The sequence below is a fragment of the Nocardia sp. TBRC8007 genome, assembly GCF_056629435.1.
On record NZ_JBWSOR010000011.1, the window covers coordinates 67,121 to 81,145 of the forward strand.

At 62.8% G+C, this 14,025-nt stretch carries 13 protein-coding genes; 9 read left to right on the forward strand and 4 right to left on the reverse strand.

Features of this window, described 5'->3' with window-relative positions; all coding sequences use genetic code 11:
• Positions 1 to 137: 137 nt before the first annotated feature.
• The 4 genes from ACX4ZE_RS12160 (at position 138) to ACX4ZE_RS12175 (ending at position 5,105) form a co-directional block, all read left to right on the forward strand.
• Positions 138 to 911 carry a hypothetical protein gene (locus tag ACX4ZE_RS12160; RefSeq protein WP_480273485.1) on the forward strand — a complete coding sequence of 258 codons (774 nt, stop codon included), beginning with the start codon at positions 138 to 140 and terminating at the stop codon, positions 909 to 911.
• Entirely contained in the window at positions 901 to 3,036 is a 2,136-nt protein-coding gene (locus ACX4ZE_RS12165; protein ID WP_480273486.1) for an Rv1355c family protein, read from the forward strand. The genes ACX4ZE_RS12160 and ACX4ZE_RS12165 overlap by 11 nt, the downstream gene beginning before the upstream one ends.
• Positions 3,037 to 3,103: 67 nt before the next feature.
• Positions 3,104 to 4,918 (forward strand): putative bifunctional diguanylate cyclase/phosphodiesterase, encoded by a 1,815-nt coding sequence (locus ACX4ZE_RS12170; RefSeq protein WP_480273519.1) that lies wholly within the window; start codon positions 3,104 to 3,106, stop codon positions 4,916 to 4,918.
• Between the two features lie 55 nt (positions 4,919 to 4,973).
• Positions 4,974 to 5,105, forward strand: coding sequence for a hypothetical protein (locus tag ACX4ZE_RS12175; RefSeq protein ID WP_480273487.1), 132 nt, complete (start codon positions 4,974 to 4,976; stop codon positions 5,103 to 5,105).
• A gap of 29 nt (positions 5,106 to 5,134) precedes the next feature.
• Here the strand turns inward: ACX4ZE_RS12175 and soxR are convergent, their stop codons facing one another.
• Complete coding sequence (gene soxR / locus ACX4ZE_RS12180) at positions 5,135 to 5,620, reverse strand: redox-sensitive transcriptional activator SoxR (RefSeq protein ID WP_480273488.1); 486 nt, start codon at positions 5,618 to 5,620, stop codon at positions 5,135 to 5,137.
• A 133-nt stretch (positions 5,621 to 5,753) separates the two neighbouring features.
• Here soxR and arcA point away from each other — a divergent pair, with 133 nt between their 5' ends.
• Positions 5,754 to 7,049, forward strand: coding sequence for an arginine deiminase (gene arcA, locus ACX4ZE_RS12185; protein WP_480273489.1), 1,296 nt, complete (start codon positions 5,754 to 5,756; stop codon positions 7,047 to 7,049).
• A 7-nt stretch (positions 7,050 to 7,056) separates the two neighbouring features.
• Complete coding sequence (locus ACX4ZE_RS12190) at positions 7,057 to 7,416, forward strand: GntR family transcriptional regulator (RefSeq protein ID WP_480273490.1); 360 nt, start codon at positions 7,057 to 7,059, stop codon at positions 7,414 to 7,416.
• Positions 7,417 to 7,431: 15 nt separating this feature from the next.
• Here ACX4ZE_RS12190 and ACX4ZE_RS12195 read toward each other — a convergent pair whose 3' ends face one another.
• Positions 7,432 to 9,069, reverse strand: coding sequence for a dolichyl-phosphate-mannose--protein mannosyltransferase (locus ACX4ZE_RS12195; protein ID WP_480273491.1), 1,638 nt, complete (start codon positions 9,067 to 9,069; stop codon positions 7,432 to 7,434).
• A 188-nt stretch (positions 9,070 to 9,257) separates the two neighbouring features.
• Between ACX4ZE_RS12195 and rsmI the strand changes: the two genes are divergently transcribed.
• Complete coding sequence (gene rsmI / locus ACX4ZE_RS12200) at positions 9,258 to 10,091, forward strand: 16S rRNA (cytidine(1402)-2'-O)-methyltransferase (RefSeq protein ID WP_480273520.1); 834 nt, start codon at positions 9,258 to 9,260, stop codon at positions 10,089 to 10,091.
• A 36-nt stretch (positions 10,092 to 10,127) separates the two neighbouring features.
• On the opposite strand, the gene ACX4ZE_RS12205 is transcribed toward rsmI, so the two are convergent.
• Both ACX4ZE_RS12205 and metG read right to left on the reverse strand, forming a co-directional pair.
• Positions 10,128 to 10,796 (reverse strand): TetR/AcrR family transcriptional regulator, encoded by a 669-nt coding sequence (locus ACX4ZE_RS12205; protein WP_480273492.1) that lies wholly within the window; start codon positions 10,794 to 10,796, stop codon positions 10,128 to 10,130.
• 216 nt (positions 10,797 to 11,012) lie between these two features.
• On the reverse strand, positions 11,013 to 12,572 hold the full coding sequence (gene metG / locus ACX4ZE_RS12210; protein ID WP_480273521.1) for a methionine--tRNA ligase: 1,560 nt from the start codon (positions 12,570 to 12,572) through the stop codon (positions 11,013 to 11,015).
• A gap of 185 nt (positions 12,573 to 12,757) precedes the next feature.
• On the opposite strand from metG, the gene ACX4ZE_RS12215 reads away from it, so the two are divergent.
• Positions 12,758 to 13,585, forward strand: coding sequence for a TatD family hydrolase (locus ACX4ZE_RS12215; RefSeq protein ID WP_480273493.1), 828 nt, complete (start codon positions 12,758 to 12,760; stop codon positions 13,583 to 13,585).
• Between the two features lie 200 nt (positions 13,586 to 13,785).
• Positions 13,786 to 13,977, forward strand: a complete 192-nt coding sequence (locus ACX4ZE_RS12220) for a hypothetical protein (protein WP_480273494.1) — start codon at positions 13,786 to 13,788, stop codon at positions 13,975 to 13,977.
• Positions 13,978 to 14,025: the final 48 nt, after the last annotated feature.

Below are 14,025 nucleotides of genomic sequence, written 5' to 3' on the forward strand. Positions count from 1 at the left end.
TTAGCCAGATTTCCAGTCAATCTTTGTCGGATGACGGATACTGCCCTGGGCAACTTCATCTCGGCTCATGGCCGCGGGGGGTGCTATCGAGGCCGGACTATCGCGCAGGGGCTGCGCGGTGATGGAGTAGGAACACCATGACTGTGGATCTGATGACAGTCGTGCCGCGGTACTCTCATGGGCGGCGAGTGCTGCGGTATTACGACACACAATCCGAATGCGCTTTCTTTGTCGCCGAACCGAGTGCGCAGCCGGAACTCTGGCATCGATACCTGGACGGTGCGCGCGAGGTCTATCGGCACTTCGGTGTCGAACCCGCACTCGAATACGATGCGGTCGCCGACGGTCGATCGACCGTGCTGTTCTTCGTGGCGCTCGATGCCGAGGGCGAGTCAGTGGCAGGCGCGCGGGTACAAGGGCCGTATACAGACGCAGGACAGGCGCATGCGTTGATCGAATGGTCGGGTCACCGCGGTGCCGAGGAGTTGCGCCGAATGATTGCCGGTCGGATATCGGAGGGGGTGATCGAGACCAAGGGCGCGTGGGTGGCTCGCGCCGCGGAAAAACGCGCCGAACTGAGCGCCGCCCTCTCTCGCACAGTGCTCCACGGGGCACGGCTGCTCGGCACGCGTTATGGCTTCGCGACTGTGGCTTCGTTCGCCATCGGCAGGCATCAGGCCTGCGGTGCGGTGCCTGCCGGACATATCCCGCCCGTACCGTATCCGGACGAGCGCTACCAGACCTTTCCGTTGTGGTGGGATACCCTGAGCTATCCGGAGCGTGCTGAGCGACGGCAACGATTGCTGGTTCAGACCGAGCAGCGCATGCTCGGTATACCGGATGCCAGTTCGCCCGCTGCCTCGCACGGGCCAGGGAAAGGAGTGGAGGGCCGGGGCGGATATGGGCGATGACCGGACCTCGGTGGCGGACTACCGGCCATTGATCCTCGACCGGGCAGATCCAGAAGACGCTCGGAAACTTGCCGCGCTACATGACGATCCGCGCATCGAATTCAGGGATCTGCGCGGGCTGCTCACCCTAGAGCGGGGAAAACTGATCGCTGACCGAGATACCTCGGAGGGGGCGGAGGCGGATCGGTGGATCTACTATCCTTGGCGGGCCGTGGTGGTCGGATTGCCGGGGCCTCGAACGTTCCGGATGATCCGGCTGGATCGCAATCGGAACAAGGTGACCAGAGCTGAACAAGATCGCCTGACGAAACAGACGATCGGGATCATCGGGCAGAGCGCGGGGCATCCGATCGCGCTATTGCTCGCACTCGAAGGCATATGCGGCAGATTGCGACTGGCCGATCTGGACGAAATGGAATTGTCCAATCTCAACCGTGTTCCCGGAACGGTGTTCGATATCGGTGTCAACAAGGCGGTCGCGACCGCGCGTCGTATCGCTGAACTGGATCCTTATCTGCCGGTAGAGGTATTCCATGCGGGGATCGATGAGAATTCGGTGGACGAGTTCCTGGATGGGCTCACGATTGTTGTCGAGGAATGTGATTCACTCGACATGAAGCTCGTAGTCCGGCTCGCGGCGGCTCGACACGGCGTTCCGGTGCTGATGGAAACCAGCGACCGTGGTTTGTTGGATGTCGAGCGTTTCGATCTCCAACCGAGACGCCCGGCGTTCCATGACTTGCTCGGCGATATCCGACCGGCGGAGCTGCGCGGGCTGACTCCCGAGCAGAAAGCGCCGTTCGTGGTGAAGTTGCTCGGTGCGGCTGACCTGTCGCCGCGCTTGGCCGCGAGCATGATCGAAGTCGGGGAGACGGTGACCAGTTGGCCGCAGTTGGCCGGTGATGTCATCCTGGGCGCCGCGAGTGTGGCCGCCGCGGTACGGCGTATCGGTCTGGGGATGAAGCTGGATTCCGGCCGCGTCCGGGTGGATATGGAACGGCATCTCGACGAACTGACCGATCCGCCATTGCCCGGAGAAGCGGCGTGGACCGAGAGCGTCGCTGAGTCCGCCACGGACCCCGTCGACAGTGTGCTGATCTGTGCGCAGCGGGCGCCCTCCGGAGGAAACGCACAGCCGTGGTCGCTCCGCGCGGGCCGGGGCGCTATTCATCTCGCATTGGCGCCGGAGTACAGCTCGGCGATGGATATCGGCTATCGCGGTAGTGCCGTCGCGCTCGGTGCGGCAGTGCACAACGCGCGGGTCGCCGCGTCCGCGCACGGTATCCTCGGTCCGCACGAGTTCATCGAAGGCTCTCCGGAATCAGGTGAACTTGTCGCGCTCCTGCGATTGGGTAGTGACCGGGATTCGCGGCTTGCCGCCGATTATCCTGGTGTGTTGCGTCGTGCGACCAATCGTGGGATCGGTACCGGGGCCCGGCTGGCAGACGGTGTGTTGGACGAACTTGCGGGGATCGCCGAATCGGCAGGTGCGTGCCTGCGCGCGGTGGTCGATCGGTCGGATATCGAAGAAGCCGCGCGGTTACTGGGTGATTCCGATCGAATTCGCTATCTCACGCCTCGGTTGTTCGAGGAGATGCTTGCCGAAGTCCGTTGGCCGCCCGACGACCCGGATACCGGGATCGATATCCGCAGTCTCGAGCTCACTCCGGACGAGTGGGCGGCGTTCGAACTCACCGCGCGCCCCGATGTCATAGCGCAGTTGCGATCCTGGCCTGGTGGTTCTGCTTTGGGCAAATACACCGGCGATCGGGTGAGATCCAGCTCCGCTGTGGTGGCGGTGACTTTCGGCGGTGTCGATCCGCGATTGGCCGACTATGCGAAGGCGGGTGTCGCGGCCATCAGGGTGTGGGTGCAGGCCGAGCGCCTCGGATTGGCTGTGCAACCGATATCGCCCTTATATCTGTACGCCCGACGCCCTAGCGAACTTGCCGCGATTTCCCCTGGCTTCGCGGATACACTAGCGTCGCTTCAAGGCCGTTTCCTGAGCCTGCTGGAGGTGCCCGAGCATGAGACCATGGCGTTGGTACTTCGCCTGAGTTACGCCTCTGCGGTCACCGTACGCAGCAGACGCCGCCCGGTGCTCGGCGTGGACACCAATAATTAGCGCGATCGGAGACAATGTGCCACGGCGGACACTCGACTCGTTGGTGACCCAGGTCGCTTCTGAGCTCATGGGTGTGGATGCCACGACTAGGGTCGCCGCCACCGAACGTGTGCTCGCTCGTTTAGTCGAGTACTTCGACGTGGACTTCAGCTATGTGCGGCACACCGATCGAGAACGCCGGGCGACCGTGCTCATCGCGGAGTGGCCGCGCCGGTTGAATGTGCCGGATCCAGATCCACTCGGGGTAATCTACTTCGATAGTGCCGACCCGGTGTTCCGTGCTCTGGAGAACGCGACCGAGCCGATGATCGCGCGTCCTACCTCCGAGTTCGCCGATTATCAGAAGACTGTCCGCTTGGCATCCGGTATCGCCGGAGTGACTTCGGCCGCCGTACCATTGCTGTCTCGGGGGGATCCGACCGGGGTGCTCGGGTTCGTCAAGGAAGGCGACCGAGAATGGAGCACTCGCGAGCTCAATGTGCTGAAGGCTATCGCGGCACTCTTCGCTCAGTTGCAGGCTCGGATGGTCGCGGAGGAGAAGCTCCGATATATAGCCTTACACGACGACTTGACCGGGTTGGCCAACCGGCGTGCGCTGCTGGAGCATATGGAAGAGCGATTACGCACGGGGAGACCGGGCCCGGTCGCGGCTTTCTTCCTTGATTTGGATCGGTTGAAGGCACTGAACGATTTCCTCGGTCACACCGCCGGGGACAATTTCATCCGTACGTTGTCGACTCGGTTGCGGGAACACTTGGACCCGAACGACATGATCGCCCGCTTGGGCGGCGACGAATTCGTCATCATCCCTGCCAAGCCCATGGACTCGGTCGCCGCCGAGGGGGAGGCGAATCGCATCCAGCAGTTGATCGCCCGTCGCGTCACCGTAGGTGGCGAGTCCGTCAGCCGGGGCGCCAGCATCGGGGTGGCGCTCGGTTTCCCCGGTGAGACCACCGTTGCCGATCTACTGCGTCGCGCCGATCACGCGTTGTTGTCGGCGAAATCAGGTGGGGGCAACGGAGTCGCGGTGTTCACTGATGCCATGCGGGCACAGTTCGAGCTGCAAGACGACGTGGAGCTCAACCTGCGCAGCGCGGTGTCGGATGGTTCGCTACTGCTGCACTACCAGCCCGAGGTGGATCTGCGCACTGGCCGCGTCGTCGCTCTGGAGGCGCTGGTCCGCTGGATGCATCCAACTCGAGGGCTGTTGCCGCCTGCTGCGTTCGTCACTGTCGCCGAGGCCACCAATCTGGCCGGTGAACTAGGACGCTGGGTTATCCGATCAGCCTGTGCGCAGCTCGCCGAGTGGCGGCGCCATGGCATGGCGGCCGATACGATGATGCGTGTCAACGTCTCGCCGGTACAGTTGGTCAGCCTCGATTTCATCGAGCGGATCGAAGAAGTCCTTCGCCTGTTCGGCATCGATGGAAGTTCGTTGTGTCTAGAGATCACCGAACACGTCGTGGTCCAGGACCTGGCCAGGACCCAGGTCACCCTGCGCGGACTGAAGCGGATGGGCGTACAGATCGCTATCGATGACTTCGGCACCGGATACAGCTCGCTGTCGCACCTCAAAGCGCTGCCGGTAGACGCGGTGAAGATCGATCGGGGTTTCGTGCAGCGGCTCGGCACCAGTATGGACGATCTAGCGATCGTGAAGTCGATCATCGGCCTTGCCGGTTCATTCGGGCTAGGTGTGGTGGGTGAGGGTGTCGAGACCGCAGTCGCCGCGCGCACTTTGGTCGGCCTGGGCTGTTATCGTGCACAGGGTTTCCTCATTGCTCGGCCGATGCCGGCTGATCAGGTCGAATCGCATCTCGAGGTAGGCCGGATTCCGCTCGATCTCGATCCGTCTCGAGCTGATCGTGGGTTGGCTACGTAGTGAATGACAGCTCCACCGAACGTGATCGCGCCGCGGTTTCGCTGATCATCCATCTGTGTTTGCGCAAGCGGACACCGAGGTATTGGCCATGCCGCAGGTCGGTCTGCGCGAGCCCGAGCGCAGTCGCGCCGAGCAGTTCACTCGGTCGCGAGCTGTGGCAGGCATGCCGACGGTCTTCGACCGCTAGCGGAGCCGCTTCGGGCGGCCGAACCGATCTCAGGAGATCGTTGGTTTCGGCGGACCGTTGAGCTGTACGTCGAGCACATGAGCGCCGGGGCCGTCGGTACCGAGCCAGTCGTGTTCATTGACCAAGCGGCAGTTGCCCAGCGACAGGCAGCCGCAGCCGATACAGCCGGTGAGACTGTCTCGTAGACGAATCAGCTGGGTGATTCGGTCATCAAGATCGGCACGCCAAGTAGTCGAGAGTATCTCCCAGTCGCGCCGGGTGGGAGTGCGTCCTTCAGGAAGCCGATCGAGAGCGGCCCGAATTTCGCTCAATGGAATACCGACGCGTTGGGCGATGCGGATGAAGGCCACACGGCGTAGTGTCTCGCGAGTATATCTGCGCTGATTCCCGCTGGTGCGCCTGCTTGCGATGAGCCCTTCGCGTTCGTAGAAGTGCAGTGCGGAGACTGCGACTCCACTACGCTCGGAGAGCTGCCCTGGGGTCAGCTCTTTCGCCCGCCAATCGGCTGTTGACATGCACGTTCCTCCTATTATCTCAACAATACTTTAGGTTCTGATGGGTGGGGCAGGATTTCGATATCGCAATACGATCGGCATGAGAAGCCGAGAATTGTGTGCTCTCGGAGCTATGGGGAACTACGGTCTGAGCATGGGAGCAGATACGGTATCCGCGCAGCGTGAGCATCCTGATGCACAAGGGCCCGGTTCGGAACAGGACAATGCTCGCTTCGTGGTGACTTCCGAAGTCGGCAAGTTGCGCACCGTATTACTGCATCGGCCCGGCGACGAACTGCGCAGGCTGACGCCACGTAATAACGATCAGTTGCTGTTCGACGGCATCCCGTGGGTGGAGCGTGCGCAGCAGGAGCACGATACTTTCGCCGGTGTCCTGCGTGATCGCGACATCGAAGTGCTGCTGCTATCGGACCTGCTGACCGAGACGTTGGCGGTCAGCGGCGCGGCCAGGGTCCAGGGTATCGCGGCCGCGGTCGACGCGCGCAGGCTCGGCCATGGATTGGCCGATGAGCTGGCCGCCTTCCTCCGCGGTAGGCCGGCCGATGAGCTGGCCGGCATTTTGATGGCGGGGATGACTTTCGATGAATTGCCGTTCGGTCCCGATGCCACTTCATTGGTCCGTCGAATGCACCACGGTGCGGATTTCGTTATCGATCCGCTCCCTAATCTGTTGTTCACCAGGGACTCGTCGTTCTGGGTCGGCCCGCGCGTCGCGATCACCTCGCTAGCATTGCCCGCCCGGGGCCGGGAGACTTCGCTGACCGATCTCGTCTATGCCTTTCATCCTCGTTTCCTCAGGGTACGTCGGGCTTACGAATCGCATACCGCTCCGATCGAAGGCGGTGACGTGTTGCTGTTGTCCGACGGTGTTGTCGCAGTGGGTGTCGGGGAGCGTACTTCGCCCGCGGGTGCGGAAGCGCTGGCGCGCAGTTTGTTCGACGATGATCTCGCCCATACCGTGCTCGTGGTGCCGATCGCGCAGAGCCGTGCCACTATGCACTTGGACACGGTGTGCACTATGGTCGCTGCCGACGCTGTCGTGATGTATCCCGCGGTGCGGGACTCCTTGCGTGCGTTCACTATTCACAAGCCGGACGACTATGGAGGCAGGTTCGGTGGCGACCGGGTCGGTATTCGAGGCCCTGTCCCGTTTCTGCCCGCGGCCGCCGAGGCGATGGGCATCGGCAAACTGCGAGTGATCGATACCGGGCTGGACGGAGTCACCGCCGAACGCGAACAATGGGATGACGGCAACAATACGCTCGCCCTCGCCCCAGGAGTGGTGGTCGCTTATGAGCGCAACGAGATGACCAACGCCAGGCTGGAAGACGCTGGTATCGAGGTGCTACGTATTCCTGGTTCTGAATTGGGTTCCGGTCGGGGAGGGCCGCGCTGCCTGTCCTGTCCGCTATCGCGCAGCGAGGTGTGAATTCGCGATGTTGACTATAACGGTGTCGCATGTCTCGGCCGTACCACCATATGAGCAGCTGCGCCTCGGCGTTATCGCTCAGGTCAGATCTGGCGAACTCGCGGCAGGCACCAAGATTCCGACCGTTCGTGCGCTAGCCGCGCAGCTTGGTCTCGCGCCGAACACGGTGGCTCGGGCTTACCGTGAACTGGAGGCCGATGGGGTAGTCGAAACCCGCGGTAGGCAGGGGTCGTTCATCGCATCCTCGGGCGATCCGACACAAGATGTGGCAGGACGGGCGGCTACCGCGTATGTCGCGACAGTGCGCAGGTTAGGCTTGGATGATGCGGCCGCGCTGCGCTACGTACAGGTCGCGCTCGGCAGCTGAGAGCGGGGCGGCGCATCAACGCCAGCTGGGCAGCCACATCTGATTGTTCCAGGTGCTTTGGGTGATCGGCAAGGCCGTGAGAATCGGCCAGAGCCAGATGAAGTTGGCGATCACCAACCCCAGATAAAGACAGACTGTGAGCAGGCCGAGGCTGCGGCGTTCGCTCGGTGACGCGTAGTGGTCGGTCGCTGCTGAGTTGTGCGCAGTCGAGTCGCGTGCTGCCGGGTTCCGGCGTGCCGGGCCGAGGATCTCACCCAGGGTAAGTGCCACGCCCATTACCAGGAACGGGGCCATTGGGACGGCGTAGAAGTAATACATCTGCCGATCGAGGGTGGCGAACCAGGGAAGCAGCGCGGCGCCGTAGCCCGCCAGCACCGCGCCGTAACGCCAGTCGCGGCGAACCACACTGCGCCACAGCATCCAGGCCAGCACCGGAAGTGCCACCCACCAGATGGCGGGCGTACCGATCAGCATTACGGCCTTCACACACTGGGACTGACCACAATCGGTGACGCCGGTGTCCGCATAGTAGTACAGCATTGGTCGCAGACCCATCGGCCAGGTCCAAGGCTTGGACTCCCAGGGGTGATGGTTGCCGGCCGAATTTGTCAAATGGGTGTGGAACTCCAGCGATCGGGCGTTGAAGTACCACAGTGAACGCAGCGCGCCGGGAAATATATGTGACCAGAAGCCGTCGGTGCCGATCGGATCTGTCGCCGCGGGATTACCCGGCATGTACCGGTACACGCCGGTCTCGCTGGCGAACCAGCCACAATAACTGGCTAGATAGATCCCCAGTGGTACGAGCACCAGCGCGTAGACAGCGGGGCCGACATCACGGATGGCGGCGCCGAGCCAGGGACGTCGTACCCCATAGGCGCGCCGTGCCGAGAGGTCGAAATAGACACTCATCAGTCCGAAGGCCGCGATGAAATAGATACCGGACCACTTGGTCGCGCAGGCCAAGCCGAGCAGCACGCCCGCACCGAAGCGCCACCAGCGCACGCCGAGGCGCGGCCCCCAGCTGGTTATATCGATCCGGCCCTCAGCGTCTGTCCGTGCGATCCGGGCACGGATTTCGTCACGATCGACGATAAGGCAGCCGAATGCGGCGATCACGAACAACCCCAGAAAGATGTCGAGCATACCGATCCGGGAGGACACGAAGGTGAGGCCGTCGGCGATCAGCAGAATGCCCGCTATCGCACCGATCAAAGTAGAGCGCGTCATCCGGCGCACGATCCGGATCACCAGCAGGACCAGCACGGTCCCGGCCACCGCGGCGCTGAAGCGCCAGCCCCAGCCGTTGTAGCCGAATAGCGCCTCGCCGATCGCGATGAGTTGTTTGCCGACCGGAGGGTGCACTACCAGCCCGTAACCGGGATCGTCTTCCACCCCGCCGCCGGTGAGCACTTGCCAGGCCTGCGGGGCATAGTGTTTCTCGTCGAACACCGGGGTGCCGGCATCGGTCGGATAGTTGAGCATTGTGAACCGGGTGATCGCCGCGATCGTGGTAAGAAACGCCGTCACCAGCCAGCCGCGCAGTCGATCGGTCGGCCCGAAGTCGGGTGAGGGTCGCAGTGGTCCGGGACTCGACCACAAAGGCGCGGCCCCGGATGGTGCGGTCGCGCGCTGGTCGGTCACTTGGGTCACGTCCCGATCGTATGCTGTGTCTGTCGTTGGGTCGCACATCGGTAACATCTCCACCACGCGAATGACGCGGTATTCGGTCGTGTGGCAGTGATACCGCAGTGCGGGGTGGGCGGTGCTGCCACGGCAGCGGATAGGCTGCGTGGTGGTGCGCGTGACGTGCGGATGGGAGTGCGGTGACAGGTGGGGCGATAACGGGTGGGCTGGTGCTCGCGGCGACGCCGATGGGCGATATCGGCGATGCCTCGCCGCGGTTGCGCACGGCGTTGGCCACGGCCGATGTCGTCGCTGCTGAGGACACCCGTCGCACCAGAGCACTGGCCAAGGCACTCGATGTGGTGATCACCGGCCGAGTGGTCAGCTTTTACGATCATGTGGAGACAGCGCGAATCCCGATGCTTCTCGGGGAGATCACAGGCGGGCGCACCGTTCTGTTGGTAACAGACGCCGGTATGCCTTCGGTCAGTGATCCGGGTTACCGGATGGTCGCGGCGTGTGCGCAGCGTGGCCTGCCGGTGACCTGTCTACCCGGTCCCTCAGCGGTGACCACCGCTCTGGCGCTGTCGGCTCTGCCGGTGGAACGGTTCTGCTTCGACGGCTTCGCACCACGCAAACCCGGCCAACGCCGGGAATGGTTGCGTACTCTGACCACCGAGGCGCGTGCTTGCGTCTTTTTCGAAGCACCGCACCGGCTGGCCGATTGCTTGGCCGATGCGGTCGAGGTCCTCGGTCCGGACCGTCGCGCCGCGGTCTGCCGTGAACTGACCAAGACCTATGAGGAGGTGGTCCGCGGTACTCTCGCCGAAATGGCCGCCTGGGCGATCGAGGGTGTACGGGGAGAGATCACCGTGGTCTTGGCGGGCGCTGAACCGCCGGTTGTCGACCTCGCGGATCTGGCCTGTGTGGTCGAGTCCCGGATCGGCTCCTGTGGCCGTCTCAAGGATGCCTGTGCCGAAGTCGCCGCCGCCCACGGTGTCTCCCGTCGCGAACTCTACGAGGCGGTGCTCACCGCCCGGCGCGAGTGAGTGTGCCGGGCGGTGAGGTGCGGTTGTGCCGACGATTCAGGATGGTAAGGGTAATCCCAATGTGGTCAGGGCGAACCGGAGGAAAAGCGGCGCTAGTTCCGGCACTCGTGCGGGGCCTTCGGTACGGATGACGCGCCGCGTCCGCTCTCCGATCGCGTCCGGGATCAGTGCGATCAGCTCATCGGAGATTTCCGGTAGCGCCGGGTCCGCCGTGCGTGCTTGGTCGTAGCACAGCCGGTACAGCTGAGCGAAGCGGTCGACGGCCAGATCTCGGTAGCCGACAGCGGCTTGGTTCACATTGAAGGATTCCACGAGCACCAACCGCGCGAAATCCGGCTCGGCGGCGACGGTCTCGCAGAAGGTCACGACAATTGATTCGATCTTCGCGAGTGCGTCGGCATCTGGTGGCAGTTGTGCGAGTTCCTCTGTGATCCGGGTCGCCATGATGTCGACTCCGGTGTGCGCCGCCTCCACGAAGCATTCTTCTTTGTTGGAGAAGTGGTCGTAGAAGGTGCTACGGGAAACTCTGGCTCGGGCAACGATATCGGTGAGCGTGGTTGCGGGGTAGCCTTTGGTGTCCACCGATTCCACCATCGCCTCGACCAATCTGCCGCGCTGTGACGTGAGCACGGCTTCGCGCGCGGCGCGATGCCGTTCGGCGAAACCGGATCGTTGAACAGGTGCCGTCGCATGCCGCTGGCGCATAGGTGCCCTCTCTGTGCCGGAACCTGTCACGGAACGAAATATCGTTGTACGGATCACATTGGTCCGGTTGGCGCATTGGTTGTGCGTCGGTGCTCCATTATCCGACAAAGCATCCCATGGCGGCGCGGCAGGTGGAGCGCGCATCGGTGAACGACCGACGAACGCCAGGATCATCATCTGCCGCAGTGCTCCTCGACGGTGAGTACAGCTCTCGTTTCAGTTCTTCGGTTCGATATACTTGGGAAACACCGGTTTCGGCGCAGGTAGCGGCACACCGGGTTCGATCGCGTTCGCGATGTCGGCGAAATTCCTGTCCTGTTGGCCCAGTTGGTCGAGGATACGTCCGGCTGACCCCGGCATCACCGGCTGTACCAGGATCGCGACGATCCGCAGCATCTCCAGCGTCACGTATAACACGGTGGCCTCACGGGCGAGGTCTTCCGGTGTACCGGATTTCGCCAGCGCCCATGGTGCCTGCGCGGAGAAATATCTGTTCGTCTGGCCGAGGGCCAGCCAGATCGCTTCCAGCGCGAGATGCATCTGCTGCGTATCGAATTCAGCGCGGCAGCGCTCCAGCAGACCGCCTGCGAGCTCGAGCAGAGCCCGGTCATCCACGGTGAATTCACCGGGCGTCGGTACCACTCCGCCGCAGTCGCGCGCGACCAGTTTCGTGCTGCGTTGCACCAGATTACCGAATTCGTTGGCCAGGTCGCTGTTGATCCGGCCGACGATGGCCGCATGGCTGTAACTGCCGTCTTGGCCGTAGGAGATCTCGCGCAGCAGGAAGAAACGAACCGCGTCGAGACCGTAGTTCTCCACCAGTTCCATCGGGTCGACCACATTGCCGACCGACTTGGACATCTTCTCGCCTTTGTTGTACAGGAACCCGTGTACGAATACCCGTTTCGGCAGCTCCACGCCCGCCGACATCAGGAACGCGGGCCAGTACACGGTGTGGAATCGGGTGATGTCCTTGCCGATGATGTGCACATCGGCAGGCCAGAACTTCTGGAATGCGGCGGATCCGGTGGTCGGGAAGCCCGCACCGGTGAGGTAGTTGGTCAGTGCGTCGACCCACACGTACATCACGTGCTCCGGATGGCCGGGCACCGGCACACCCCAATCGAAGGTGGTGCGCGAGATGGACAGATCCTTGAGTCCCGCCTTGACGTAGCTGACGATCTCATTGCGCCGTGTCGCGGGCGCGATGAATTCGGGATGTTCTTCGTAGAGGGCGAGCAACCTGTCTTGATAGGCCGAGAGGCGGAAAAAATAGTTGGACTCTTCGGTCCAGGTGACCGGCGTCTTGGACTCGGTGGAGACGCGTGTGCCGTCTTCCAGCGCCGTGGTCTCCTCATCGGTATAGAACGCTTCGTCCCGTACCGAGTACCAGCCGGAGTAGTTACCCAGGTAGATATCACCGCTTGCCAGCATCCGTTCCCAGATCGCGACGCTGGCCGCCTTATGGTCTTCGTCGGTGGTGCGGATGAATCGGTCGAAGGAGATGTCGAGCGTTTTGTCCAGCGCTTCGAAAACATCGGAGTTGCGCGCGGCGAGCTCTTCTACCGGGATGCCTTCAGCGGTCGCTGCCTGTTGCATTTTCTGGCCGTGCTCGTCGGTACCGGTCAAGAAGAGCACGTCATATCCGTCGAGCCGCTTGAACCGGGCGATAGCGTCGGAGGAAATGTACTCATACGCGTGCCCGATGTGCGGCGCACCGTTCGGGTAGGCGATGGCCGTGGTGACGTAGAAGGCGGGGCGATCGGCTGTGGTCATGCCGAAGCCTCGCCGGTGTGGCTCCGGCTCGACCGTACCGGCGCCGGTGTCGATGGTTCGCTCGCTTCGCTCACTCATGGTGTGTCTACTGTAATGCGCGTGTATTTCTTCGCTCGCGTGAATATCCTTCGCGTCGATCCGTGGTTCGCCGGGCCTGGGTTCGTGCTTCGAGGCGGTGATCCACGATGAGCGCCGCACGTCCTGCGCCACAGCTGCCCGAGCCGCTCGCGCCGCTTGTGGACGCGCACACTCACCTCGACGCCTGTGGCGCGACTGACGCGGCCTCCACCGCAGTGATTGTCGACCGGGCCGCTTCTGTCGGTGTCGGCCAAGTGGTCACCGTTGCTGATGATCTGGCCGCCGCGCAGTGGGCGGTGTGCGCCGCGCAGCGGGACGATCGGGTTCTCGCCGCAGTGGCACTCCATCCGACCAGGGCGAATGCGCTTGACGACGAGACGAAGGCCGAGCTGGAGCGCCTGGCCGCTGACCCGCGTGTGGTCGCGGTCGGTGAGACCGGCTTGGATTACTACTGGCCGGGCAAGCTTGCCGATTGCGCCGATATCGAGACCCAGATCGAGGGTTTTCGCTGGCATATCGACCTTGCCAAGCGGATCCGCAAGCCATTGATGGTCCACAACCGCGAGGCCGATCACGATCTCTTGGCCGTCTTACTAGATGAAGGCCCGCCGGACACCGTGATCTTCCACTGCTTTTCCTCGGACACGAATATGGCGCTGTCGTGTGTGGCCGAGGGCTATGTCCTGAGCTTCTCAGGGACGGTGAGCTTCAAGAACGCACATGAGCTTCGAGAGGCGGCCAAAGTCGTGCCCGATGAGCAGATCTTGGTCGAAACGGACGCGCCGTATCTGACTCCGCACCCGTTCCGCGGCGCTCCGAACGAGCCGTACTGCCTACCCTATACAGTGCGGGCTCTGGCTGAGTTGCGCGAACAGGAACCCGTGGAATTGGCGGAACTTACCACAGCCAACGCCCGTAGGATCTACTGCTTCTGAGGGGGCGAAACTCGACGGGCACTGGTCTGATATCAGTGCCCGTCGCCTTCGGTCACGATGAACAATAGTGTGCCATATATCACAATAAGGTTTCATTCTGTGATGCGCCTGCGGTTTGGCTGCCACATGTGTGGCAGCGAAGGTGATATTCGGCGTGTGCGGTTGCTGACCCCTATCTTTGCCGTTATCGTGCTGTGACCATGTCGCCATTCACGCGGATCAACCAGTCGCGGTCCCCACTGCTGTATCTCGCAGTCGGGGCGTTGTTGCTGACACTGATCGTGGGGGCGGGTTTGGTGATCGCGAACGGCGACAAGACGACGTCCGCCGTCGCCAGTATCGTTCTGTCGGCCGACTGGGCCCGCGAGGCCGTTTTCTCGGTAGGTGGATGACGTGGCAGAAGGCAGGTCGCCGGCGCGCTCGCGGGGGAGAAATTTGCG